The organism is Providencia sp. M-27, assembly GCF_011077905.1.
Classification (GTDB): domain Bacteria; phylum Pseudomonadota; class Gammaproteobacteria; order Enterobacterales; family Enterobacteriaceae; genus Providencia; species Providencia huaxiensis.
Genome location: NZ_JAALBT010000029.1, coordinates 1 through 21,310 on the forward strand (window position 1 = coordinate 1; position 21,310 = coordinate 21,310).

The following is a 21,310-nucleotide window of genomic DNA, read 5'->3' on the forward strand; positions in this document are numbered from 1 at the left end:
ATCCCCTGGGCGAAATGCGCCTGGTAAGCAGAGTTTTTGAAATGTAAGGCCTTTGAATAAGACAAAAGGCTGCCTCATCGCTAACTTTGCAACAGTGCCGGTTTAAGGTCGTCTTTGTTTGGTTCATAACGTCAAGTATTGCCTATATTTCTCTTTTGTTTACAGCGCTATTTTACCCGAAATCTCACTGATATTCATGACACAGTTGCCCTGGGGCTGAGTTAAGACGTTAGTCAAATGCGAAGTCTTTAAAAGCACACTGACTACGTTAGCACCTTTTTCGCAATGTTAGTGGTCTGGGTGTTCTAACGAAGGTGTATCCTGAGTCAGACCCGTTTTTGCAATACTGTCAGTCAGCGAATTAATATTTTTTTCCATCTTAAGGCGAGCATCGTGATTGTCTTTTTCTTTTTTTGCCCGGAAAAGCATGGCATCCACGGCTCGGGTATGCACCGCGCTCATCGGCACGCCGGACATGACAACTGCATTGAGATAGTCAATGGCGGGACGCTCGTCCTCTGGCCCATAGCCCAATTTGTCGTAGGCATCCTTAGACACCGTATAAAGCAATTCAATTTCACTGACTGTTAACAGAGCCTTGAACTTAGGCAAAGCCCCATAGAAGAACAGACGAGTTAAGACCAGGATGCTACCACAACCCAGCGCGTAGTACCCCGCCAGATCCATTACACGGTGAAATTCTGAGTCACCGAAACCGACCAGATGGGTACATAAATAAGTAAAGCCATACAAGACCACAAAAAATAACATTGGCGTCAGCACAGCCGACAAGAGGATATTTTCAATAAACACAGTGACCTTCAGCATACGGCTATTACTCTGCCGTTGCAGGTACAGTTGAATGTCTGTCTTATCCATATTCATCATGCTCTCTTTGAGCACTCAAACCGTTCGTGTTAGACGGTCTGAGCGTTACGATATTTAGGGGCGGCTATACGACCGTTTTGTTTTTTCAATGGCAGATTCGAATGTCTGGCTCAAGGCGTTCAGCTTGGAATCACGTTCATCCGCCTCGACCAATGCGTTAATTTTTCGCCGGTGGCGATAATTCATTGGGATCCCTTCCCTGATCAGAGTGTCGAGGTAATCAATACCCGACTTTTGTATTGACTCTGAACACCCCATTTCTTGGTATACGCTGAACGTTTTGGAACAAAGCGCCTCGATTTCACTTACTTCCAGCAGCGGGCACAGGCGTGGAAACACACACGAATAGTACAAATGCACAAAGGCCAGCAAGCAGACACAGCCCCCGGTAAAGAAGCACAACGGGATGAATAAGAGCTCATCCACAATTTTCGGCATGATGATCAGGTGAGCGATAGAAAACAGCAACGCCATGATAAGGAAGGAGATAAGCGGTGGTGTGAGGATGCAGTCCATCAGACGTGTGAACTTCAACAACCCACAGGAGCTTTGACGTTGTAGGTACAATTTGATGTCAATTTGTTCAGTTTTCATGTTGTCCTCTTCGGTTAACGGTCGTTTGCTTTTTTCTGTACATCTTCACATTTGGGCGAAACCCCGTGCGAGCCCTGCTCTTGCGCACTCAGGATCCACCAGCCATTTTCGACTTTATGCCTTGGGCTCAACCCGTCATCATCCGCCCAACGCATTGCTACCACGAAGTTATAATTGTTAAGCCAGCGGACAGCTGTTTGACAGTACAAGGCATTTTGCAGCATTGCTTTAATGCGATTGCTGATTTTTTTTGCCTCAGCGGGACTGCTCGTTGGGTTGACGTTGAAAATCAGCGCCGGATCTGCCTGCATCATGCTCCAGGTGATAATGTCTGCTTCAGAGACTCGTGCATGGCACTGCAAAAACTCGTTATTTCGGATGGCAATACGCGACACCGCACTTGGCCGAACAGCATTGCTTTCCAAAAGTGTCGGTAATTTATCTCGGTACTGCATCTGGTCAATTTGCTTCGACTGTAATGCCGAATCTGGTTTTTCCAGTGTATGCGACCCGTGACCCGCGATTAAATATCCGGCATGGTGATTGTGCAGCGCCTTGTAAATCCACATCGGGAACCGGTGTTCAGCCGTCATGCTGGTGGCAACAATCAATGCCTGATCGTAATCAGGGAAAAACACTTTTTTATGCGACCCGAATTGAATGGTTTTTGCGCCCATCAATAGTGGTGAGCCTACAGAACGATGATAAGGTGCGGCCAAGGTAGGTCCTCCGATACAACGTTGAAAGTTAGAAGGTACACATCGAGACGTAGCCCGACTTCTCCGATACGTCTTCCGGCTTTTTATCCAACTTGACTTGGCGATCTTCGTCGCGCATTAAATCGTACCGCAACACCTTGGTGCCCAGAGATTTTGACATGTCTCGGCAATGGATAAGGATGTGAACACGATTGGGTGGCAGGTGCGGGAACCGCTGCAAAAGGATTTTTGTGAACACGACAAACGACGTTTCATTGGTGTCAAATCCATATAGGTCTTCCAGGATGAAGTAAGTGTGATTTTTATTTCCCAACTTCCCCGGCTCAGGGCACAGCTTGACGCGAAAATGAATGGCCTCGCAGGACCATTCACGGTGCGGCAGCGCCATGAGTACGAAGTCTTTTAGTAAAGTGGACATAGAACCTCTCTGGTTGTGTTAGTTGCGCCCTTGGGCGATAAAAAAATTTTACGGGCAGTGATCCCGGTGACGAAATAAATCAGATCTGTTACAGGCAAGAGTTGCTTTTCACACAGAGGCGTACATACGCCGCTTCGACTTTCTGATGGATTGACGTAATGTCGTTGTGAATGTTGCTAAGTTCGATCCGCCTGGCATGGTAGGCGTTGGATAGTTCTATGCAGCGAAAACGTTGAGCCGCGATGTACTCGGCATGACTGGGGTTTTCCTGCATCGCAACGCCCCACTGCTTAGCAGCACGTAAGTACAAGTGTTTTGCCTCAAGCTCAAGTGCGATTTTGACTGCATCCACCTCGGGCAAATACTGTTTACCCAGGCGGTCAACGATATTCGATAAAACCTTCCTGCGTGCCATCAGACCAACTCCTACGGATAGTTGAAATATTGTACGGAATTGAGAGGATGGTACGATCGGTTGGGAAGTTGACGAAGAGAAAAGCAGGACAAAACGAGCGCCTTTTATTGCGTCTCGTTTTACGACGTCGCTAGCTTGGATATTAAAAACTTAAGGGGCAATTCAAAAGATTCTTTGTAGAATCTAAATTGTACTAGCACTGACTTGTGCTCGATGCTACGGCAAATCACAAATCAATTTTAAATATTGGCCTGTACTAAATATTCATATAAAGCGTTCTATGCCCCGGATTTATCTAGCACCACAACAGCTGGATTACTCTTTATATTTTTAATAATGATTCTGCCGTTGTTATACACTATAGTACGATGAGTTTTTGTTAGAGAGTCATCCCAATAACAAGGGTCGGAATCAAGATCTTTCCAATCATTTGGATTGTTTTCTTGTGGACGAAAAACCCCCATGCGAGTAGTGAAATCATTTTTAGGAAGACCATAAAAATCTTCAACCTCTGCCATTATACGAACCAGCAGAGAGAGCGCCTCTTTACGATCAGCAACAGGGGGGTGAGCTAGAAGTTTTTCGAAAAACAAATTAAGACGAACAGCTCTTGGGGGAAACGCCATAAAACAACCTCCAAAGTAATTAGTGATAATTGAATACCCATTGGATAAGAATCAAATCCCATATATTACACATTTATAACATGTTTTCATGTGGGGAAAATTATTTTGTGTCATTTAGCTATCTATTTCTCTATGTTATCCCACTCCTTTTCTCATTGATAATTTTGTAAACGGTTGAACGCGCAATCTGCATTTCTTTGGCAATGACAGTACCGCCTAACCCGCTTGCCTTCAGTTCTAAAACTCGTTCACGGTCAACCGACCGTTTGCGTCCAAATTTAACACCTTTGAGTAATGCTTCTTGCCGCCCCTCGTTTGTTCGTTCAAGGATTCGTTGTCTTTCCGCTTCAGCAACTGCTGATAAAATGGTGACCACCATCTTTCCCATTGAACCTTCCGTGCTTATGCCATCATCCAAAAATCGAACAGCGACACCCATTGAGTCAAATTCTTTTATTAGTTGGATCATGTCTGCGGTGTCTCGGCCGAGCCGGTCTAACTTTTTCACTAGGATAATATCACCCATCTCAACTTTAACTTTGAGTAACTGTAATCCTTCGCGATTAATATGGCTTCCCGATTCTTTATCGGTAAATAAACGGTGCTTTGCAACCCCAGCATCAATTAACGCTTTTTTCTGAATGTCAAGCGATTGTTGGCTGGTGGATACCCTAGCGTAACCAAAAAGACGCAAAATGTGTCTCCTAATTCATTATCGGACATATAGTGTCTATTAATTAAAATAATCGACTTAATAGACACTATTTTATTATTAATTTCAAGTGTCCGAAATATTATAACATATCGGACATTAATTAAATTGACAATATACCTTCCAGGTTATATCATTCATTATAACTCGGAGGTTATATATATTTATGTGGGAAATATTAACGAGAGATCTCTTTGATTCTTGGTTCGAAGAGCAAAATGAGGAAACTCAGATTGAAGTGTTGGCAGTGTTAATGATTTTACGTGAGGATGGCCCCAATCTTGGACGCCCTCAAGTTGACACCCTGAAGGGCTCACAGTTTCCCAACATGAAGGAACTGCGAATTCAGGTTGGTGGTCATCCGATTAGAGCGTGTTTCGCATTTGACCCAATTCGTCGTGGCATTGTGTTATGTGCCGGTGATAAGAAAGGAAAAGATGAAACCCGTTTCTACAAGAAATTAATCAAGATGGCCGATGCGGAATATGCAGCGCACTTATTAGAGCAGGAGAAATAACATGTCCACTTTAAATGAACTACTTGCAAAACAATCCCCCGAAACGCTGGCAAAAATTGAAGACCGAGCAGAAGAAATCCGGCGTGAAATCACACTAGCTAAAATTCGTGAGGAACTGAAACTTTCTCAAACTGAGCTAGCTCAATCACTGGGCGTTTCGCAACCTTCTATTGCTAAGCTTGAAAATGTTGATAACGATCCGAAGCTTTCAACTCTGAAGCGCTACATTAAAGCTTTAGGCGGTGAACTTTCTATCGATGTAACGTTACCGAATGGTAAGAGAATTGGATTGCATCTTTGAGCATAAAGCCTCTCAAGTTCATTTATAAATAAAAATATCTTTATTAAGCATGTCAAGGAGGAGTACATAAAAAAAATGGTGGCGCTGTTGCAAATTAAGGTGAAATTATGCATGTCAATTCAATAAGGTGAATTTTAGTGATGCAAAATATTGATGAACAAGAAATATTAGAGTTAATGATTGCGAATTATTCAAACTCTAAGTTTTCTCAAATAACTGAGCTGTTAAGGATGTCTAACAAAGGCAATGACTTATTGATGGAGTTTAGTAAATATGAAAACAGATTAAATTATTACCTATCTTTAACTTCTATTTATCACACCATAATTAACATATCTTCGATTTATGCTAGCCTAGCGCTACTTGACAATGATGGCGGAATTAAAAGCCCATCATCTAACCCAAAGGGTGTTTCAAGAATGAAGCTAGAGCCTTTCGTTGGTTTGTTGATTATCCAATTTCAAAAATTAGCAGAAACACATATAAAATATACAAAAGTAGTCAAAGACGAGAAAACAAGAATTTCTAAAGAAGAGAGTGAGTTGAAGATTTTTGAATTTATAAAACGCATAAAATCAATACGTGAATTTCAAAATTTGCGTGACGGCTCATTTGCACATCCATTCGAATTAAGAAATGAAATTAAAGTTTATAAGAACCAGGATATTGCTGAAACTTTTCAAAAAGCTATAACTGAATTCTGCGCCCCTGATATTCAACTAATAAAAGATAAGCTAGTGAATATGGTAAATAAAGAAACTTGTACAGGGGCTACTTATTTTAATAAATTAATGCTTTCTTTGCCAGAGAGCGAAGTTAATGAAAAGGAAGAATACAAAAAGATTATCAAAAGACAAGAGAATACATTTCGTGAATTTACTTCCTCCGTTAATAAGCCTGATTCTTTCAGTAACTTTAATTTATTGTTTCATGGTTTTTTATCATATTATTTTTGTGGATCTAATTTGGTTATAGAAAAAAATGAATTGAAATATAAAACAACAATGAAGGATTGTGTTTTTATTAAGTCATTATATGATTACTCCGAATATGTTAAAGTGAAATATTTAAGAAATATTGTGATCTATCTTTTGAATGAAGACAAATCATTTAACGAGCTACATCAAAAAGCCAGAACGTTAAAAGACAGTATTTGATATAAGTAACTGTTTTTCTATTCATAAACCGCCCCAAGAGGGGCGTGATGTCACTTTTCTCTATAAAAAATAAAATAACATTTTTGAATGCGCATGCTGTTGTTGATGTAACCGCAAAGACCTTCTCTGCCATTAGCGTCACGGCCGATCCACAATCCAGCCAGGCGCTTGTCTGGCTTTTCGGACAGTACATAGACCTTATTGTTGAATCGCTCTACGCTTGCTTTTGGCGTGCCTTCTGGAATGTTAAACTCACCCAGGTGCGCGTAGCTGTTCAGCCGCAGAACCGTAATACTGCCCTTTTCACCAGGCTCGGCTTGCTGCACTGATTCTTTGGTTGCCTGCCCAGCCTTCCCGGCGTAGACCGTGTTTGGGTCAAACTGTGGCGCAGCAAATGCGCTGCCGGTTAAAATGATTAGCGCCCCCACCAGCGCCAGGATTTTAGATTTCATCGGATACCCTCGTTGGATGCGCCCTATACCGCTTTAGGCGCAGATTATCAGCACAATCTCACACCCCCACGGCATGTGAATGGCCCGTATAAAGAGCTCCATAATTCAGGAGAAAAGGCGTTTTTTCAATACGAGCGGAGGGAAAGCGCTACGAATTGAGGACGAAAAAGGCGATCCCTGCACAGGCAATGCAGGTAGTCATCACCAATACCCCGAAATAGCGATAAAGCGATGAGAGGAATATGAAGATAATCAGCCCAATCAGAGTCGCGAGCCAAACACCCGGCGCTATCCCGAAGGCATACCAGGCATCAGCTGGAACCCAATACCTCGGCCAGTAGATAGAGATGAGCGCCTTGCCAAAAAGAATGCATCCAAACAACAGACTGATCAGCAGAGCATAGTGGAAAAATCGAAAGTAGAGCCCACCACTACGCATTCGGCTTTGGCTCGTAGTCACCTGGTTCAGTGGCAATAACTTCACCCAGTTCGGGGCTGTACCGGAGTAATTCGTTTTTATCCAGGTACTCAACGTGGCGTTTTGTTTTGCTGTTCGAGAAGCCGAGCTCATGCGCCAGCATATTGATAGAAGGACCGATGCCGGTGCGCTTCATCATGCTTTTCACCGCTTTGATAATGGCTTTACGATCTTCTGTCAGGTACACCTTATCAGTCAGTTCATCATAGCCCTGCCCTTTAGCAATACGCATCGTTCTGGCCGTGGTTTTCTCTCCATCTATAATGATACGGCCTTGCTCATGCAGCTGCTTCACACGCCGGGCAACCAGCCCCTTTGAATAACCCAGGGCCTTACCGATATCATCGTAAGTTGGTGGAGCGCCCTCTTCTTTGATGCATTTAACCAGGTAGTTAAATAGCGTCTCCAGATGGGCTGAAGGGACTTTAGCTTTCGTCACCAGTGGCTCAGTTTCGTTTGCAGGTAGTTGGTCTGACATGATCTTTGGTCACCTCAAGCAATATTAGGCTGGTTATGGTAATGGGCGGATCCGGGTCACACTGGCGTTAACCTGGCTTACCGGCGTTTTGCCTTGCAGGAGAGTTCTGGTTTCAGACAGTGAGATTAACGCATCCTCCAGCAATTGAATTTCTGCGTCGGAAGAGGCTTCACTAATGGCTGAATTAATCCTTTCGCCGACTGTATCGAGCTCCTGAATCACACTCGAAATGACACCAGTAAGATGAGACATATACCACCTATTCGTTATGTTTACTCTATTGTAAAACAGCGCTCAAATCCAGATGTTTAACGCGCTTTCTCATGCCTGCTCTGAGAGACAATTTCCAGACCCAGACTTGTGACCTCATAATGACAGCTGCCTTTATGCTTCAGGAGTTGCCGGGCCACCAATGCGTCAAGAATGATCCGGCTCCGGCTCAGTGTCTGAACGGTTAGTGGGCAACCCGGCCACCATTCTCCATCCTGCTGGTTAACGATATCGTGCAGCAACGCGTGCTGAAGTTTACCCAGTGGTGACGACATGGTTTTTCCTTTTCAATGCGGCTCGCCGGGCTTTAATGCGGGCGTGCGCTTCGGCTTGGGGATCGGTGCATAATTGAATCGCAAGTAAGAGCTGGTGGCGCTGCTTCCGTTCATCAGCGGTCATAAAATTGAGAGCAGTAAAACCGACGGGCATGGTGCCGTGGATACGGTAGCTCTCATCGAAGCGCGCTTGCGCTGCTGCGCTGAGCGCATTGAAACGAGCAGTGACTTCATCTCGGCCAATGTCATTGAACAGTGCGATAGCGCTCAGTTCGTCTTGGGGCGTGCTGGTCATAACGATTTGCCTGTTTGATTTGTTTACCCCTTCATTGTCACATCAGACCGTCCGGTGACGAAGGGGTTAGGCGAAGTTATTCAGTCCAGTGCGTGAGCTCGTCATCCACGATGTAATCAGCTTCATCCTGCTCAAACTCTTCGGCATCAGAGATGCTTTCTAAAGACGACTCAGCCCAATCACGGCATTGGGCCTTCCGCTCATCCTCACTACCGAACTCCCAGGATACCGAACGGGACAGCCAGGCGTTGTACAGTAATTCAAGGTTGTTTGCTTTAGTGCTCATAAATCTCTCTGATAATAATTAGATCGGTTATGAATGGTTACCTACACAAGTAAAGCATGAGGTGTACGCTCGGCGAAATTCCTGGCAGGAATGGAAATGGGAAGTTGGTGTATTGTAATGATTAGATTATTTATAGTTAGATCAATGTCTGGTATTAATATATTATTTTCGTTAATTAATTATATATCACTACCATATCACACATTGGAGGTGTTATGTCTGGAGTAAGACCCATCATTATGGGTAAGGCAATGGCTTTAAATGGCGACAAAACAACTACCGGTGCAACATGTATTGCAACCATAGAAACTGTAACGTGCTTTAATAAAAAAGCATTAAGAGTGGGTGACCCGACAACAAAATGCCCGAAATGTGGACAGACAGGCACCGTTGTTTCTGGGCAGCAAGGTTTTCTAAATCATGGGAAACTTCAAGCCGTACATGACTCAATTGTACAATGCGGCTGTCCGGCAGGTTCTAACAAGGTTATTGCTCATAGTGTAGCAGCACAAGCCCAGCCAAGTCGTTTTGCAACTCAAGCCCCAGCACCATCAACACCTTCACAGGGAACCAGCTTTGGCAGTCGGATCAACCCCGTAGCGCCAGCACCTTTAAATGGTGAATGCAGGGTTTCAGATAACTTGCTCTATGATGGCGTTTTTGTGTGGACGGAAACATTTGGTTCAGGCCATTCATTTATAACAATCCACAAAAATAATAAAGTCTCATTATATTCATACGGTCGCTACGGAACGCCAGGACCATTAACTTTAACGGGTGATGGAATACTTTTATATATGACCGGTGAGGATGCTCGAAAATACATCAGAGATGAGTTATATATAACGAATGCAAGGGTTTTTAAAATAACAGATGCGGACACAGACAAAACAGAAACTTATTTTAATAACCTTTGGAAATCAGGCAGCATACCTAACCTACCTGAAAAAGCAGGTGAGTTGACTCGTAGAAACGGAAGGTCTATAGATGTTTATGATGTCTCAGGTAATAATTGCACAACTCATACAGTGAAAGGGTTGAAGCAATCTGGCACACGTATATTTGAAGAGAGTTACACTCCAATACGAACGCAGTATCCGGTCGAGCGAGAAGAGGCGTTCACGGTGCCTGTTTCATTCCAGAGTTATTTGAATGGTAAGAAAAATAACTTTAATAAGCTTGATGTAATTGAAGTAACAAATGTCTTTCATGAACAGTACCCAAATATTGACAATCTTACGCCATCAGATAAAGGGACAATGATTCAAATTTTTGAATTTGCCACATCGTCAGCTCAAATTGGTGGAGAAGCAACAAGCTTTGATGGTGGAGAAATGGGTGGAGGGGTATTAGGTAGCACTTATGATAAATAGAACGTTTTTAAGATGGTTTTTGACCATCCTGTTGGTTTTATTATTTTATTTAGGCTTGGCCGTCTTTGATTTCGGGTTTAGTTCAAGCTTTACATACAACTACATGGTGATGGGAGATAATGAACCTATTACCGTTTGGCGTGCTTTCGTGGAGGATTTACGCGCCTACCACCAAAACACGTTGGCTTATGTATATCTGGGCACCCCAGTTTTGCTGGCGCTGTTATTTGTCATTCATAAAAAAATAAGATAGTAACTGTTATGACGAAGTCGGTGAGGGACTCCCCTCACCGGTACCGTTCACCCGCATTGAATCGTTCGATTAACACCGGCAAAGTATCAGTAAGACCATAATTAGCGACCGCTTTATCGCTGGCAGATTGACGCATAACCCCATTTTCAACGACGACAAAAGCCGTAATTCCGCTAAAGATAGTTTTTTCTCCCTCATAAACTTCGACGAACACACCAGGCTCAATGAGTTGTCGTTTAGGTCTGGAAGAAGGCCCGCCATTCGATGCCCGATCACCTTTCTTTGTCTTTGAGCTACCTGGCATGAACTGACCACCTTTATAGTGTTCACCGTTTACACCAACTTCGCCGCCTTTCTTTGCTTGGCCTTTCATGTCGATTAGTAGTCCTATTAATAGGTGGTATTAAAGAAAAGCCGGGTTAACACCCGGCCAGAAAAGTGAGGCCTTGATAGCTTACCCAGCACTGGGGTAAAGACGGTTTGTCTATACTGACTGGCTCACCGCAGTGGGCGACTGAAGAGCCAAGAAAGCCAGCGCCTAGCGCCAATACTAGCAATACCGAAAAAAGTGCTTTTTTATTCATTTCCGGGCTTGGTTAAATAAAACGATGACCGTTGTTATAGCGTGCGATCAGGTCGTCAATTCTACCTGTCAGTCCGCACATCCCAACGGCCACGTCACTGGCATTAATCTGCATAATGCCTTCTTCATCGACAGCGACCACTGCGCGCACTCGATCGAAGATCGATTCTTTTCCTGACTCCACCAGCTCATACCGACCTGGCTCAATCTGAAGTCGCCGTAAATCTCGGCTTTTGCGTTGAAGTGATTGGGTCATGAGTTGTTCCTGTTAGTTGTGGCTCCCATAGTGTGGCACAGCACATTCAGGGAACGAAATGATGTAAGTTTGCGATGCTGATTCAAACATTCAGGCGCATAATCCCCCTCGCAAAATAACAGTTTTCAAAATGATGTCGTGATTTTTAGGCAAAATGGTCACCAGTCAGCGACCGTATTTCACCATCAGTTCGTGATCACAAAAGTAGGCACCCCTGCCCCTATCGTCACGCGCTGCAAGTACGCTTCTATCGCGGGCTTATCCAAGACCCCGGTATGACGTAATTCAGCAGCCATGTCCGTTAATAACGTGACGTTGTCACGCATGAACTGGTTTATGATAGTGATCTGTTCGGCATGAAGGGTATTAAAGGCGGCGATGTTATGTCGCAGAGATTCGTCTTTACCGTCATCGATCAGTAGCACATTGCCAAAGCCGTTCTGAAGGTAACGGTCCGCTTGCTCACCCCATGAACGCATGTCCTCCTGCGACCCTTCGAATTGCTTGCCATAGACGGCCAATTCCGCAGCGGAGCCTCCGAGTGCCAACAACATTCGCCAATAAAGCTGATCGCGTGATGCTCGGCCATCAAGCGCAACGTTGCTTTCCATATAGCCCAGACGTAGTACAGTTCCGCGTGTTTCACGCGTAATGGCAACCCGCATGAATTCCGGATGAGTATTCTGAAGGGCATAGACCAGGGCATGGCCGCATTCATGGATTGCTGTCAGTTTCAGCGAGGCCTCTGATCGGCGAAGGGGGGCAGAAAAACGCCCATATTCGATATGTTGCGTTTGAATTTTTGAATTGCGTATGCATAACCGGTAAACAAAGGTGACAAGATAAAAACTTACCACTGCACTAATCGCCAATTCCGGGTCACGTAGTGCCCCGTCAATAACGCCATTAATCTCACCTTGGACCTGAGCGAAAAAACGGCAGACCAGCTGAAAAACGATCACCAGCAAAACGATATCGTAGACGAGCTTACCGAAGTAGCCGAGATAATCGAAAGTCGTAGTGCGCATAAAAGTGCTGATCACTAACCAGACCACAGCCAGAGGCATCGCCAGACCTAATAGGTTAACGATTATTTTTGTTGCTCCTGTCGCAGTATCGGGTGCAGGCCATCCCCAGAGGGACCAGAGGAGGAGCCCGGCCAATGCGATGAAGGAAAGGTGCTCACGAACAAAGGCGGTTGCACGAACCCATAGCGGGATCTGAGGCTTAAGCATGATTTTCCTCCCAGAGATGGATGGGGCCATTGGTTTGACGATGCTGTAGCGGTCGGGTCAATACCGCAGGGTTTGTCTCGTTGAAATACCGGCCAATTTCAATATCCGCTTTCACGGCACGAATGATGATACCGGCTAAGTGCAACGCCTCGGGCAGATCATAAACCGTCGGTTCGTCAATGGGGTCACCGCATTGCTCTTGTCCTGCCGTGATGCACAAAGGAATGACCAGGTCGCTTTCTTTCGAGTGAAAATCGCAGCTGAGCATGTGGCTATCATCATGACGGTAAGGCCAAACATGCGCGGTGAGCGCCTGACCTTTGGCCTGTTCACGGACATAGGCCACTATCTTTCCTGCAATGCCATGAAGCCCTGTATCGGTGAAGGTAAACCCAGAGGGAACGAGTTGACTCTTTTTGGGCGATTCCAGCGCGTCACGGGCATCGCTTTCGAGTTGGTATTGATCCAGCATCTCGGCAATGGCTTCGAAATTTAGCACATCGCTTAGTGCCTTGTTCAGATCGCCATTATGGGCTTGACTGGCTTTCAGGTGCTCTTCGGCCACCTTCACAAGCATATCAGCGGCCTGATCAAACAACCTCGCAGCCTGACGCATCAAGGACTCCGTTGCGGTTGACTCGGCTTTTGGCAATAAACCTGCCTGATAAAGGGTGTTTTTGAGATGATTGATTGCGTTTTCGTAGTTCATGGAGCTATGCCTATCGGTGGTATGAAGTTCCTCATGGTAGTGGCCGCACTGGGTATAGCGAATATTTAAGGTCCTCGTTTTGATGCCCTTTTCTGTACTCCGGTTTTCACGTCAATGTTATGGTTTTCAAAATTCATAATGAGGACTGCTTTGATGAAGAAAACAATGCTGGTTTTGCTGGTTGGCTTAGCTAATTCAACGATGGCACAAGCCAGTTTCACGATCCTTGAGGATGCCGACACGCAAGCCTATGAATCACCCAATTATGATGGCGGCCTCTATGGATCCAACGTACAGGATAATCTTCCGAAGCCGCCTGCCACTGAAGAAAAGCCAGAACCGGAACCGATCCACTCTGTTGATGTTGGTCAATTTAGCGTCGCGGGCATCCGCCTGGGAATGGATTTGAATGACGCGCTTGAAGCTGCGAATAAACACGCAGAGCAACGAAACATCAATGGTGTACGAACGCAAAGCCGTGATGGCAAAGTTACGGGAATGGCCTGGGCAAACAGTAATGAAGAGGTCATTGTGCAGCTGATTGATGACACTGAAGCAGCGCCAGATAAAAGCCTTGTAAAGGCTATTCGGTACACCTTCAATAACCCTGACAGTCTGGTCGCTGGCGCGATCGAAAAATACGGTGACCCCAGCACTAAATCTAATGGTAAGTTTATCTGGTGCGCCGCGAAAAGTGATGTGAAGAGTGAGTGCGATATGCGCGCCGCATGGATGCAGATTGATACCTACACGGTCAGCAGCATTGGCATTTTAGATGCAGTGGATCCAACTCTGATAAAACGCCTTAAGCAATTGCCCGTTGAAAAAGATGGCGATACAGCCGCAGAAGAGAAAGACGCTCAAGCATCGGTTTCACCTGGCCTATAAGAAAACAACCAGCCAAACGGCTGGTTGAATAACGTATTAAATACAAGAACCACCGGACGTATCGATGACCTGCCCTGTAATCCAACGACTTCGTTCTGAAGCCAAAAATGACACAACCTCGGCAATGTCGTTAGGTTTACCCACGCGTGAAAATACCGAGAATTCAGACGCCATCTTTTGAGCCTGTGCTTCGTGTAGCCAACCGCTGTTCATGTCAGTATCAACAACGCCAGGGGCAACAGCATTCACCGTAATACCACGAGAGCCCAATTCGCGTGCCAGCGATAACGTGAGCGTATTTATCGCACCCTTAGATGCCGCATAAATAGCTCGTTGGGGATCGGCAACTCGGGTTAAAACCGTCGATACGTTGATGATGCGCCCTGCTACATTAATGTGTGGTATCGCTGCTTTTAGTAAGAAAAACGGCGCTTCAACGTTGATAGACATGACTGTATTATAAATAGCAGGCTCAGTTTCAGTAATTGAAGCAGAAGGCGCGACACCGGCACAGTTAACCAGAATATCAATCCCTTGATAACCTTTTTCCTGAATGCGCTGGAAGAATTTCTGCCAAAGCTGGGATGCTTCCTGCCCTGCATGACTTGCAAAGTCCGCAGTAAAGACATCGGCATCGGCACCCAGCTGGTGGACCTCGTGAATGACAGATTTTGCCGCCTCCTGGTCTTTACCGCAATGGATCCCTACGTAGGACACGCCCATTTTAGCTAACGTCAGCACTATCTCACGCCCTATCCCCCTTGAGCCTCCCGTCACTAAAGCTACTTTCCCAGATAAATCAGTTTCGACGTTGTGCGTTACCATTCAAAAATCTCCGCTTACTGGGGTTCTACGCCGGAACCGCCGAAATTTCCGACATTGAGTCAAAGAAAGTATAAGTAATTGACTGGTATGTTCTTTCTATTTGCTTATGCACTCTAATATCATTGATAACGAGTGACCTTAATATAGAAGGTCACGAATCATCTTTGTTTTCTAACTCTGATTTTGGGGGAAGCTGCTGCCAAACTTTTTTTCTTTTGCTTTAAGGCACGTCTCAAACCAATTGACATCGGTATCTTCAAGCTCTTGTTCTATTACTAAGGTCTCGAGCCTTTTTGCCTTAATTTTTGGCTAATACGGGAGAGCCCATGGTATTTATTTAATAATTCGCGAGTGATGCTGCCAACTTACTGATTTAGTGTATGATGGTGTTTTTGAGGTGCTCCAGTGGCTTCTGTTTCTATCAGCTGTCCCTCCTGTTCAGCTACTGACGGGGTGGTGCGTAACGGCAAAAGCACCGCCGGACATCAGCGCTATCTCTGCTCTCACTGCCGTAAAACATGGCAACTGCAGTTCACTTACACCGCTTCTCAACCCGGTACGCACCAGAAAATCATTGATATGGCCATGAATGGCGTTGGATGCCGGGCAACTGCCCGCATTATGGGCGTTGGCCTCAACACGATTTTACGTCACTTAAAAAACTCAGGCCGCAGTCGGTAACCTCGCGCATATAGCCGGGCAGTGACGTCATCGTCTGCGCGGAAATGGACGAACAGTGGGGCTATGTCGGGGCTAAATCGCGCCAGCGCTGGCTGTTTTACGCGTATGACAGGCTCCGGAAGACGGTTGTTGCGCACGTATTCGGTGAACGCACGATGGCGACGCTGGGGCGTCTTATGAGCCTGCTGTCACCCTTTGACGTGGTGATATGGATGACGGATGGCTGGCCGCTGTATGAATCCCGCCTGAAGGGAAAGCTGCACGTAATCAGCAAGCGATATACGCAGCGAATTGAGCGGCATAACCTGAATCTGAGGCAGCACCTGGCACGGCTGGGACGGAAGTCGCTGTCGTTCTCAAAATCGGTGGAGCTGCATGACAAAGTCATCGGGCATTATCTGAACATAAAACACTATCAATAAGTTGGAGTCATTACATAATTCGCGATAGAATGAAACATTAATGGAACGGTTGATAAATGTACTACTTATGAGATATTGATCACTAATTGTTTTTGTTTTTGAGGTTTTTATCACTAAAAAAAGCGATTTTATGATTTATTTTAATATGTAAATTTACTATCAAAAATAACAAGGTGTAAAAATGAAATTAACAAGCATTGCTGCGGTTATAGGGTTTATAGTTCTTTCCTCTTCAACTTTAGCTTCTGATCGCCTCATGGATGGTCCAGCAGATACCGATAGTATTCGTGTTGGGTCATATAACATAATGGCCTCTAGAATGGGGAGTACTGATGCCATTGTAGAAGCAATTCGTAAAATGAATGTTGATATTATTGGACTGCAAGAAGTTGATAACATGACTGGGCGTTCTGGTAAGAACTTTAGTAAAGAGGGTTCTAACCCAGTCAATCAAGCAGAGTATATAGCTAATAAGTTGGGAATGAATTATTACTTCTGCAAGGCTATAGATCATGATGGTGGGGAATATGGTACAGCAGTACTGTCTAAGTATGATTTGAAATTGAGTAAAAGGATGGAACTACCTAACATCAAAGGTGCGGAGCAAAGAGCGGCCTGTGCTGTAGAAGTTGATGTCCCTAATTATCCTGCGCCTGTTATGTTAGTAACTACTCATTTGGACTTCACTACGCAGCCATTACGAGCAGAGCAAGTAAGAACTCTTCAAACAAAATTCTCTTCTTGGCAGTTTAAAAATGCACTTCCAATTATAGTGGGTGATCTTAATTTACCACCTCAATCAACAGAGTACTTGGATTTAACAGCATGGTTCAATGACACTGATAAGGAATTGAAGTACACGGCACCATCATGGAATCCAGACAGGAAAATTGATTATATACTTACATCAAATGCTCAAAAATGGGACATTAAAGATGTATATATTCCTAAACCGTCAGATAGAGCGACCCCTGAAAGTAAGCCATATGCATCTGTCTCAGATCATTTACCTTTACTTGTCGAAATGAAGTTAACTGAACAATAATTCGGATAAGGGGTTCTGGGTTCTACGCCGGAACCGCCTAAATTTCCGATCTGATATTTTAATGATCTTTAGGAACTTTAATTACACCATCAACAATACCCTACGCCAACCGTTCTATCCATTTAGCAAAGCGGAAGTAATCTGGGTATTGAATGCAGATGTAATCCATTTGAACCTTTGATGGACTGTCCATGACCCTTTTGAGGGCAGGCATAATCATGGACAATTTTTACTAGATGTTGCTGTGTAGTTAAATCGGTCATTTTTGTCCTCGTGAAAGTGTTCGATAAACCGTTGCACGCGAGACGGTAAATAGTTCCGCTAGATCGCTGATAGAGTACTGGCCAGTATCACGCATACGGCATAGTTCTTTTTGTTGTTTTTCAGATAATTTAGGCTGTTTTCCTTTCAATTTTCCCTTTGAACGGGCAACAGCCATCCCCTCTTTAGTTCGTAGTCGAATAAGGTCTCCTTCAAACTCTGCAAAAGTAGCAAGAATATTGAAGAACATTTTCCCCATCGGGTCTGTTGGATCATAGATACTGTCCCCTAGAGCGAGTTTCGCTCCTCGAGCTTGTAGGATATCAGCAATACCTCTTGCATCAGGTACTGAACGGGCTAAACGATCTAGTTTTGGAACAACTAGCGTATCTCCCTCTCGAACCGCTGCAAGCGCCTGTTCTAGGCCCGGCCTCTGTCGGTTTGAACCAGTCAGTCCTTTGTCTGTATAGATCCTGTCAGTGGAAACGCCTAGATTTATCAGCGCATCTATCTGGGCAGTTAGGTCTTGTTGGTCTGTGGAGCAAATGGGAATTGACGTTCCTTCCAAACATTCACGTAAAATCTGTTGTGCGTGTTTAGATTGGAGTGAACGCCGTTTCCATTTAGGTGGGTACGTTGGAGCCGCATTATTTTCGCTTTATGAATCTAAAGGGTGGTTAACTCGACATCTTGGTTACCGTGAAGTTACCATCACGGAAAAAGGTTATGCTGCTTTTAAGACCCACTTTCACATTTAAGTTGTTTTTCTAATCCGCATATGATCAATTCAAGGCCGAATAAGAAGGCTGGCTCTGCACCTTGGTGATCAAATAATTCGATAGCTTGTCGTAATAATGGCGGCATACTATCAGTAGTAGGTGTTTCCCTTTCTTCTTTAGCGACTTGATGCTCTTGATCTTCCAATACGCAACCTAAAGTAAAATGCCCCACAGCGCTGAGTGCATATAATGCATTCTCTAGTGAAAAACCTTGTTGGCATAAAAAGGCTAATTGATTTTCGAGAGTTTCATACTGTTTTTCTGTAGGCCGTGTACCTAAATGTACTTTTGCTCCATCGCGATGACTTAGTAAAGCACATCTAAAACTTTTAGCGTTATTACGTAAAAAATCTTGCCAGCTTTCCCCTTCTAAAGGGCAAAAGTGAGTATGGTGCCTATCTAACATCTCAATGGCTAAGGCGTCGAGCAAAGCCCGCTTATTTTTTACATGCCAATACAATGTAGGCTGCTCTACACCTAGCTTCTGGGCGAGTTTACGGGTTGTTAAACCTTCGATTCCGACCTCATTAAGCAGCTCTAATGCGCTGTTAATCACTTTACTTTTATCTAATCTAGACATCATTAATTCCTAATTTTTGTTGACACTCTATCATTGATAGAGTTATTTTACCACTCCCTATCAGTGATAAAGAAAAGTGAAATGAATAGTTCGACAAAGATCGCATTGGTAATTACGTTACTCGATGCCATGGGGATTGGCCTTATCATGCCAGTCTTGCCAACGTTATTACGTGAATTTATTGCTTCGGAAGATATCGCTAACCACTTTGGCGTATTGCTTGCACTTTATGCGTTAATGCAGGTTATCTTTGCTCCTTGGCTTGGAAAAATGTCTGACCGATTTGGTCGGCGCCCAGTGCTGTTGTTGTCATTAATAGGCGCATCGCTGGATTACTTATTGCTGGCTTTTTCAAGTGCGCTTTGGATGCTGTATTTAGGCCGTTTGCTTTCAGGGATCACAGGAGCTACTGGGGCTGTCGCGGCATCGGTCATTGCCGATACCACCTCAGCTTCTCAACGCGTGAAGTGGTTCGGTTGGTTAGGGGCAAGTTTTGGGCTTGGTTTAATAGCGGGGCCTATTATTGGTGGTTTTGCAGGAGAGATTTCACCGCATAGTCCCTTTTTTATCGCTGCGTTGCTAAATATTGTCACTTTCCTTGTGGTTATGTTTTGGTTCCGTGAAACCAAAAATACACGTGATAATACAGATACCGAAGTAGGGGTTGAGACGCAATCGAATTCGGTATACATCACTTTATTTAAAACGATGCCCATTTTGTTGATTATTTATTTTTCAGCGCAATTGATAGGCCAAATTCCCGCAACGGTGTGGGTGCTATTTACCGAAAATCGTTTTGGATGGAATAGCATGATGGTTGGCTTTTCATTAGCGGGTCTTGGTCTTTTACACTCAGTATTCCAAGCCTTTGTGGCAGGAAGAATAGCCACTAAATGGGGCGAAAAAACGGCAGTACTGCTCGGATTTATTGCAGATAGTAGTGCATTTGCCTTTTTAGCGTTTATATCTGAAGGTTGGTTAGTTTTCCCTGTTTTAATTTTATTGGCTGGTGGTGGGATCGCTTTACCTGCATTACAGGGAGTGATGTCTATCCAAACAAAGAGTCATCAGCAAGGTGCTTTACAGGGATTATTGGTGAGCCTTACCAATGCAACCGGTGTTATTGGCCCATTACTGTTTGCTGTTATTTATAATCATTCACTACCAATTTGGGATGGCTGGATTTGGATTATTGGTTTAGCGTTTTACTGTATTATTATCCTGCTATCGATGACCTTCATGTTAACCCCTCAAGCTCAGGGGAGTAAACAGGAGACAAGTGCTTAGTTATTTCGTCACCAAATGATGTTATTCCGCGAAATATAATGACCCTCTTGATAACCCAAGAGGGCATTTTTTACGATAAAGAAGATTTAGCTTCAAATAAAACCTATCTATTTTATTTATCTTTCAAGCTCAATAAAAAGCCGCGGTAAATAGCAATAAATTGGCCTTTTTTATCGGCAAGCTCTTTTAGGTTTTTCGCATGTATTGCGATATGCATAAACCAGCCATTGAGTAAGTTTTTAAGCACATCATCATCATAAGCTTTAAGTTGGTTCTCTTGGATCAATTTGCTGACAATGGCGTTTACCTTACCAGTAATGTATTCAAGGCTAATTTTTTCAAGTTCATTCCAACCAATGATAGGCATCACTTCTTGGATAGGGATAAGGTTTTTATTATTATCAATAATATAATCAAGATAATGTTCAAATATACTTTCTAAGGCAGACCAACCATTTGTTAAATCAGTTTTTGTTGTGATGTAGGCATCAATCATAATTAATTGCTGCTTATAACAGGCACTGAGTAATTGTTTTTTATTTTTAAAGTGATGATAAAAGGCACCTTTGGTCACCAACGCTTTTCCCGAGATCTCATCTATTGAAACAGCTTGATAGCCTTTTTCAACAAACAATATTCGTGCTGAGTTAACCAGTGATTGATAGGTACTCTTAAAATTTTCTTGTTGATGATTTTTATTTTCCATGATAGATTTAAAATAACATACCGTCAGTATGTTTATGGTATCATGATGATGTGGTCGTGACAATCTTAAGAACATTTAGGTTATTTTATGTATATTGAACAGCATTCTCGCTATCAAAATAAAGCTAATAACATCCAATTAAGATATGATGATAAGCAGTTTCATACAACGGTTATCAAAGATGTTCTATTATGGATTGAACATAATTTAGATCAGTCTTTACTGCTTGATGATGTGGCGAATAAAGCGGGTTATACCAAGTGGTATTTTCAGCGGCTGTTCAAAAAAGTAACAGGGGTCACACTGGCTAGCTATATTCGTGCTCGTCGTTTGACGAAAGCGGCTGTTGAGTTGAGGTTGACGAAAAAAACTATCCTTGAGATCGCATTAAAATATCAATTTGATTCCCAACAATCTTTTACACGTCGATTTAAGTACATTTTTAAGAGTACCAACCCAGCTTCTCAACGGATTTATACCATGGCACTTTAAAGCCAGCATCACTGACAATGAGCGGTGTGGTGTTACTCGGTAGAATGCTCGCAA

At 43.8% G+C, this 21,310-nt stretch carries 29 protein-coding genes and 4 pseudogenes; 11 read left to right on the forward strand and 22 right to left on the reverse strand.

Translation table 11 applies throughout. The features are described 5' to 3' along the window. Positions 1-288: 288 nt before the first annotated feature. The 7 genes from G6Q48_RS20940 to G6Q48_RS20970 all read right to left on the reverse strand — a co-directional run bounded on the left by G6Q48_RS20940 (position 289) and on the right by G6Q48_RS20970 (position 4,354). On the reverse strand, positions 289-879 hold the full coding sequence (locus tag G6Q48_RS20940) for a hypothetical protein (protein ID WP_166268309.1): 591 nt from the start codon (positions 877-879) through the stop codon (positions 289-291). Positions 880-942: 63 nt separating this feature from the next. Further along, a complete protein-coding gene (locus G6Q48_RS20945) occupies positions 943-1,482 on the reverse strand; it encodes a hypothetical protein (RefSeq protein ID WP_042847383.1) in 540 nt (179 codons plus the stop codon). A gap of 14 nt (positions 1,483-1,496) precedes the next feature. Further along, the gene (locus G6Q48_RS20950) at positions 1,497-2,201 is read right to left on the reverse strand and encodes a hypothetical protein (RefSeq protein WP_042847384.1); all 705 of its coding nucleotides are present in this window, start codon (positions 2,199-2,201) and stop codon (positions 1,497-1,499) included. Between the two features lie 28 nt (positions 2,202-2,229). Further along, positions 2,230-2,619, reverse strand: coding sequence for a hypothetical protein (locus tag G6Q48_RS20955; protein ID WP_042847385.1), 390 nt, complete (start codon positions 2,617-2,619; stop codon positions 2,230-2,232). Positions 2,620-2,707: 88 nt separating this feature from the next. Next, positions 2,708-3,034 carry a PerC family transcriptional regulator gene (locus G6Q48_RS20960; protein ID WP_042847386.1) on the reverse strand — a complete coding sequence of 109 codons (327 nt, stop codon included), beginning with the start codon at positions 3,032-3,034 and terminating at the stop codon, positions 2,708-2,710. Between the two features lie 278 nt (positions 3,035-3,312). Further along, entirely contained in the window at positions 3,313-3,660 is a 348-nt protein-coding gene (locus tag G6Q48_RS20965) for a hypothetical protein (RefSeq protein WP_042847387.1), read from the reverse strand. A 130-nt stretch (positions 3,661-3,790) separates the two neighbouring features. Continuing rightward, positions 3,791-4,354 (reverse strand): recombinase family protein, encoded by a 564-nt coding sequence (locus tag G6Q48_RS20970; RefSeq protein ID WP_042847388.1) that lies wholly within the window; start codon positions 4,352-4,354, stop codon positions 3,791-3,793. Between the two features lie 184 nt (positions 4,355-4,538). On the opposite strand from G6Q48_RS20970, the gene G6Q48_RS20975 reads away from it, so the two are divergent. From G6Q48_RS20975 to G6Q48_RS20985, 3 genes are all read left to right on the forward strand, one after another. Next, positions 4,539-4,889, forward strand: a complete 351-nt coding sequence (locus tag G6Q48_RS20975) for a type II toxin-antitoxin system RelE/ParE family toxin (protein ID WP_042847389.1) — start codon at positions 4,539-4,541, stop codon at positions 4,887-4,889. A gap of 1 nt (position 4,890) precedes the next feature. Beyond that, complete coding sequence (locus G6Q48_RS20980; RefSeq protein WP_042847390.1) at positions 4,891-5,190, forward strand: helix-turn-helix domain-containing protein; 300 nt, start codon at positions 4,891-4,893, stop codon at positions 5,188-5,190. A 140-nt stretch (positions 5,191-5,330) separates the two neighbouring features. Beyond that, on the forward strand, positions 5,331-6,347 hold the full coding sequence (locus G6Q48_RS20985) for a hypothetical protein (protein ID WP_042847391.1): 1,017 nt from the start codon (positions 5,331-5,333) through the stop codon (positions 6,345-6,347). Positions 6,348-6,397: 50 nt separating this feature from the next. Here the strand turns inward: G6Q48_RS20985 and G6Q48_RS20990 are convergent, their stop codons facing one another. From G6Q48_RS20990 to G6Q48_RS21010, 6 genes are all read right to left on the reverse strand, one after another. Next, a complete protein-coding gene (locus tag G6Q48_RS20990; RefSeq protein ID WP_042847392.1) occupies positions 6,398-6,799 on the reverse strand; it encodes a hypothetical protein in 402 nt (133 codons plus the stop codon). Between the two features lie 431 nt (positions 6,800-7,230). Beyond that, positions 7,231-7,755, reverse strand: coding sequence for a hypothetical protein (locus tag G6Q48_RS20995; protein ID WP_052219403.1), 525 nt, complete (start codon positions 7,753-7,755; stop codon positions 7,231-7,233). Positions 7,756-7,788: 33 nt separating this feature from the next. Next, entirely contained in the window at positions 7,789-8,007 is a 219-nt protein-coding gene (locus G6Q48_RS21000) for a hypothetical protein (protein ID WP_042847394.1), read from the reverse strand. Positions 8,008-8,063: 56 nt separating this feature from the next. Beyond that, the gene (locus G6Q48_RS23120) at positions 8,064-8,300 is read right to left on the reverse strand and encodes a hypothetical protein (RefSeq protein WP_042847395.1); all 237 of its coding nucleotides are present in this window, start codon (positions 8,298-8,300) and stop codon (positions 8,064-8,066) included. Continuing rightward, positions 8,281-8,595, reverse strand: a complete 315-nt coding sequence (locus tag G6Q48_RS21005; RefSeq protein WP_042847396.1) for a hypothetical protein — start codon at positions 8,593-8,595, stop codon at positions 8,281-8,283. Before G6Q48_RS21005 ends, G6Q48_RS23120 begins: the two co-directional genes overlap by 20 nt. A gap of 76 nt (positions 8,596-8,671) precedes the next feature. Then, positions 8,672-8,881, reverse strand: a complete 210-nt coding sequence (locus tag G6Q48_RS21010; RefSeq protein ID WP_042847397.1) for a hypothetical protein — start codon at positions 8,879-8,881, stop codon at positions 8,672-8,674. 215 nt (positions 8,882-9,096) lie between these two features. Between G6Q48_RS21010 and G6Q48_RS21015 the strand changes: the two genes are divergently transcribed. Beyond that, positions 9,097-10,254, forward strand: a complete 1,158-nt coding sequence (locus tag G6Q48_RS21015) for a PAAR domain-containing protein (protein ID WP_094962948.1) — start codon at positions 9,097-9,099, stop codon at positions 10,252-10,254. Next, positions 10,244-10,507, forward strand: a complete 264-nt coding sequence (locus G6Q48_RS23125; protein ID WP_042847398.1) for a hypothetical protein — start codon at positions 10,244-10,246, stop codon at positions 10,505-10,507. The genes G6Q48_RS21015 and G6Q48_RS23125 overlap by 11 nt, the downstream gene beginning before the upstream one ends. A 34-nt stretch (positions 10,508-10,541) precedes the next feature. On the opposite strand, the gene G6Q48_RS23130 is transcribed toward G6Q48_RS23125, so the two are convergent. The 4 genes from G6Q48_RS23130 to G6Q48_RS21040 form a co-directional block, all read right to left on the reverse strand. Further along, positions 10,542-10,811 (reverse strand): hypothetical protein, encoded by a 270-nt coding sequence (locus tag G6Q48_RS23130; RefSeq protein WP_226617277.1) that lies wholly within the window; start codon positions 10,809-10,811, stop codon positions 10,542-10,544. A 292-nt stretch (positions 10,812-11,103) separates the two neighbouring features. Continuing rightward, the gene (locus G6Q48_RS23135) at positions 11,104-11,346 is read right to left on the reverse strand and encodes a hypothetical protein (protein WP_042847400.1); all 243 of its coding nucleotides are present in this window, start codon (positions 11,344-11,346) and stop codon (positions 11,104-11,106) included. Between the two features lie 185 nt (positions 11,347-11,531). Continuing rightward, a complete protein-coding gene (locus G6Q48_RS21035) occupies positions 11,532-12,581 on the reverse strand; it encodes a hypothetical protein (protein ID WP_042847402.1) in 1,050 nt (349 codons plus the stop codon). Then, positions 12,574-13,290: a hypothetical protein gene (locus G6Q48_RS21040; RefSeq protein ID WP_094962950.1), complete on the reverse strand. Its 717-nt coding sequence runs from the start codon at positions 13,288-13,290 to the stop codon at positions 12,574-12,576. The genes G6Q48_RS21035 and G6Q48_RS21040 overlap by 8 nt, the downstream gene beginning before the upstream one ends. A gap of 153 nt (positions 13,291-13,443) precedes the next feature. Between G6Q48_RS21040 and G6Q48_RS21045 the strand changes: the two genes are divergently transcribed. Then, positions 13,444-14,178, forward strand: a complete 735-nt coding sequence (locus G6Q48_RS21045) for a hypothetical protein (protein WP_042849100.1) — start codon at positions 13,444-13,446, stop codon at positions 14,176-14,178. A 36-nt stretch (positions 14,179-14,214) separates the two neighbouring features. On the opposite strand, the gene G6Q48_RS21050 is transcribed toward G6Q48_RS21045, so the two are convergent. Beyond that, complete coding sequence (locus tag G6Q48_RS21050; protein ID WP_042849101.1) at positions 14,215-15,003, reverse strand: SDR family NAD(P)-dependent oxidoreductase; 789 nt, start codon at positions 15,001-15,003, stop codon at positions 14,215-14,217. Positions 15,004-15,408: 405 nt separating this feature from the next. Here G6Q48_RS21050 and G6Q48_RS21055 point away from each other — a divergent pair. Beyond that, a pseudogene (locus G6Q48_RS21055) lies at positions 15,409-16,106 on the forward strand (IS1-like element IS1A family transposase). Positions 16,107-16,287: 181 nt separating this feature from the next. Next, positions 16,288-17,151 (forward strand): endonuclease/exonuclease/phosphatase family protein, encoded by an 864-nt coding sequence (locus tag G6Q48_RS21060; protein ID WP_052244185.1) that lies wholly within the window; start codon positions 16,288-16,290, stop codon positions 17,149-17,151. Between the two features lie 259 nt (positions 17,152-17,410). Here the strand turns inward: G6Q48_RS21060 and G6Q48_RS21065 are convergent, their stop codons facing one another. Further along, the gene (locus G6Q48_RS21065) at positions 17,411-17,980 is read right to left on the reverse strand and encodes a recombinase family protein (RefSeq protein WP_166268311.1); all 570 of its coding nucleotides are present in this window, start codon (positions 17,978-17,980) and stop codon (positions 17,411-17,413) included. On the opposite strand from G6Q48_RS21065, the pseudogene G6Q48_RS21070 reads away from it, so the two are divergent. Then, positions 17,955-18,170: pseudogene (locus G6Q48_RS21070) on the forward strand (transcriptional regulator); the annotation flags it as partial. The gene G6Q48_RS21065 and the pseudogene G6Q48_RS21070 sit on opposite strands and share 26 nt — an antisense overlap. Here G6Q48_RS21070 and tetR(B) read toward each other — a convergent pair. Continuing rightward, positions 18,148-18,771 carry a tetracycline resistance transcriptional repressor TetR(B) gene (gene tetR(B), locus G6Q48_RS21075; RefSeq protein ID WP_000088605.1) on the reverse strand — a complete coding sequence of 208 codons (624 nt, stop codon included), beginning with the start codon at positions 18,769-18,771 and terminating at the stop codon, positions 18,148-18,150. The pseudogene G6Q48_RS21070 and the gene tetR(B) sit on opposite strands and share 23 nt — an antisense overlap. An 81-nt stretch (positions 18,772-18,852) precedes the next feature. Between tetR(B) and tet(B) the strand changes: the two genes are divergently transcribed. Then, positions 18,853-20,058, forward strand: a complete 1,206-nt coding sequence (tet(B), locus tag G6Q48_RS21080; RefSeq protein WP_001089072.1) for a tetracycline efflux MFS transporter Tet(B) — start codon at positions 18,853-18,855, stop codon at positions 20,056-20,058. Between the two features lie 112 nt (positions 20,059-20,170). On the opposite strand, the gene tetC is transcribed toward tet(B), so the two are convergent. Then, complete coding sequence (gene tetC, locus G6Q48_RS21085) at positions 20,171-20,764, reverse strand: tetracyline resistance-associated transcriptional repressor TetC (RefSeq protein WP_000428546.1); 594 nt, start codon at positions 20,762-20,764, stop codon at positions 20,171-20,173. 87 nt (positions 20,765-20,851) lie between these two features. Between tetC and G6Q48_RS21090 the strand changes: the two are divergent. Then, a pseudogene (locus G6Q48_RS21090) lies at positions 20,852-21,217 on the forward strand (helix-turn-helix domain-containing protein); the annotation flags it as partial. Here G6Q48_RS21090 and G6Q48_RS22325 read toward each other — a convergent pair. After that, positions 21,213-21,310 (reverse strand): annotated as a pseudogene (locus G6Q48_RS22325) (hypothetical protein); the annotation flags it as partial. The pseudogenes G6Q48_RS21090 and G6Q48_RS22325 sit on opposite strands and share 5 nt — an antisense overlap.

Bases quoted from the DNA above. Each gene is read 5' to 3' on its own strand.
- G6Q48_RS20940 (WP_166268309.1), bottom strand. From the start codon at position 879: ATGGATAAGACAGACATTCAACTGTACCTGCAACGGCAGAGTAATAGC.
- G6Q48_RS20945 (WP_042847383.1), bottom strand. From the start codon at position 1,482: ATGAAAACTGAACAAATTGACATCAAATTGTACCTACAACGTCAAAGC.
- G6Q48_RS20955 (WP_042847385.1), bottom strand. From the start codon at position 2,619: ATGTCCACTTTACTAAAAGACTTCGTACTCATGGCGCTGCCGCACCGT.
- G6Q48_RS20960 (WP_042847386.1), bottom strand. From the start codon at position 3,034: ATGGCACGCAGGAAGGTTTTATCGAATATCGTTGACCGCCTGGGTAAA.
- G6Q48_RS20965 (WP_042847387.1), bottom strand. From the start codon at position 3,660: ATGGCGTTTCCCCCAAGAGCTGTTCGTCTTAATTTGTTTTTCGAAAAA.
- G6Q48_RS20975 (WP_042847389.1), top strand. From the start codon at position 4,539: ATGTGGGAAATATTAACGAGAGATCTCTTTGATTCTTGGTTCGAAGAG.
- G6Q48_RS20980 (WP_042847390.1), top strand. From the start codon at position 4,891: ATGTCCACTTTAAATGAACTACTTGCAAAACAATCCCCCGAAACGCTG.
- G6Q48_RS20985 (WP_042847391.1), top strand. From the start codon at position 5,331: ATGCAAAATATTGATGAACAAGAAATATTAGAGTTAATGATTGCGAAT.
- G6Q48_RS20990 (WP_042847392.1), bottom strand. From the start codon at position 6,799: ATGAAATCTAAAATCCTGGCGCTGGTGGGGGCGCTAATCATTTTAACC.
- G6Q48_RS20995 (WP_052219403.1), bottom strand. From the start codon at position 7,755: ATGTCAGACCAACTACCTGCAAACGAAACTGAGCCACTGGTGACGAAA.
- G6Q48_RS21000 (WP_042847394.1), bottom strand. From the start codon at position 8,007: ATGTCTCATCTTACTGGTGTCATTTCGAGTGTGATTCAGGAGCTCGAT.
- G6Q48_RS23120 (WP_042847395.1), bottom strand. From the start codon at position 8,300: ATGTCGTCACCACTGGGTAAACTTCAGCACGCGTTGCTGCACGATATC.
- G6Q48_RS21005 (WP_042847396.1), bottom strand. From the start codon at position 8,595: ATGACCAGCACGCCCCAAGACGAACTGAGCGCTATCGCACTGTTCAAT.
- G6Q48_RS21010 (WP_042847397.1), bottom strand. From the start codon at position 8,881: ATGAGCACTAAAGCAAACAACCTTGAATTACTGTACAACGCCTGGCTG.
- G6Q48_RS21015 (WP_094962948.1), top strand. From the start codon at position 9,097: ATGTCTGGAGTAAGACCCATCATTATGGGTAAGGCAATGGCTTTAAAT.
- G6Q48_RS23125 (WP_042847398.1), top strand. From the start codon at position 10,244: ATGATAAATAGAACGTTTTTAAGATGGTTTTTGACCATCCTGTTGGTT.
- G6Q48_RS23130 (WP_226617277.1), bottom strand. From the start codon at position 10,811: ATGCCAGGTAGCTCAAAGACAAAGAAAGGTGATCGGGCATCGAATGGC.
- G6Q48_RS23135 (WP_042847400.1), bottom strand. From the start codon at position 11,346: ATGACCCAATCACTTCAACGCAAAAGCCGAGATTTACGGCGACTTCAG.
- G6Q48_RS21035 (WP_042847402.1), bottom strand. From the start codon at position 12,581: ATGCTTAAGCCTCAGATCCCGCTATGGGTTCGTGCAACCGCCTTTGTT.
- G6Q48_RS21040 (WP_094962950.1), bottom strand. From the start codon at position 13,290: ATGAACTACGAAAACGCAATCAATCATCTCAAAAACACCCTTTATCAG.
- G6Q48_RS21045 (WP_042849100.1), top strand. From the start codon at position 13,444: ATGAAGAAAACAATGCTGGTTTTGCTGGTTGGCTTAGCTAATTCAACG.
- G6Q48_RS21050 (WP_042849101.1), bottom strand. From the start codon at position 15,003: ATGGTAACGCACAACGTCGAAACTGATTTATCTGGGAAAGTAGCTTTA.
- G6Q48_RS21060 (WP_052244185.1), top strand. From the start codon at position 16,288: ATGAAATTAACAAGCATTGCTGCGGTTATAGGGTTTATAGTTCTTTCC.
- tetC (WP_000428546.1), bottom strand. From the start codon at position 20,764: ATGGAAAATAAAAATCATCAACAAGAAAATTTTAAGAGTACCTATCAA.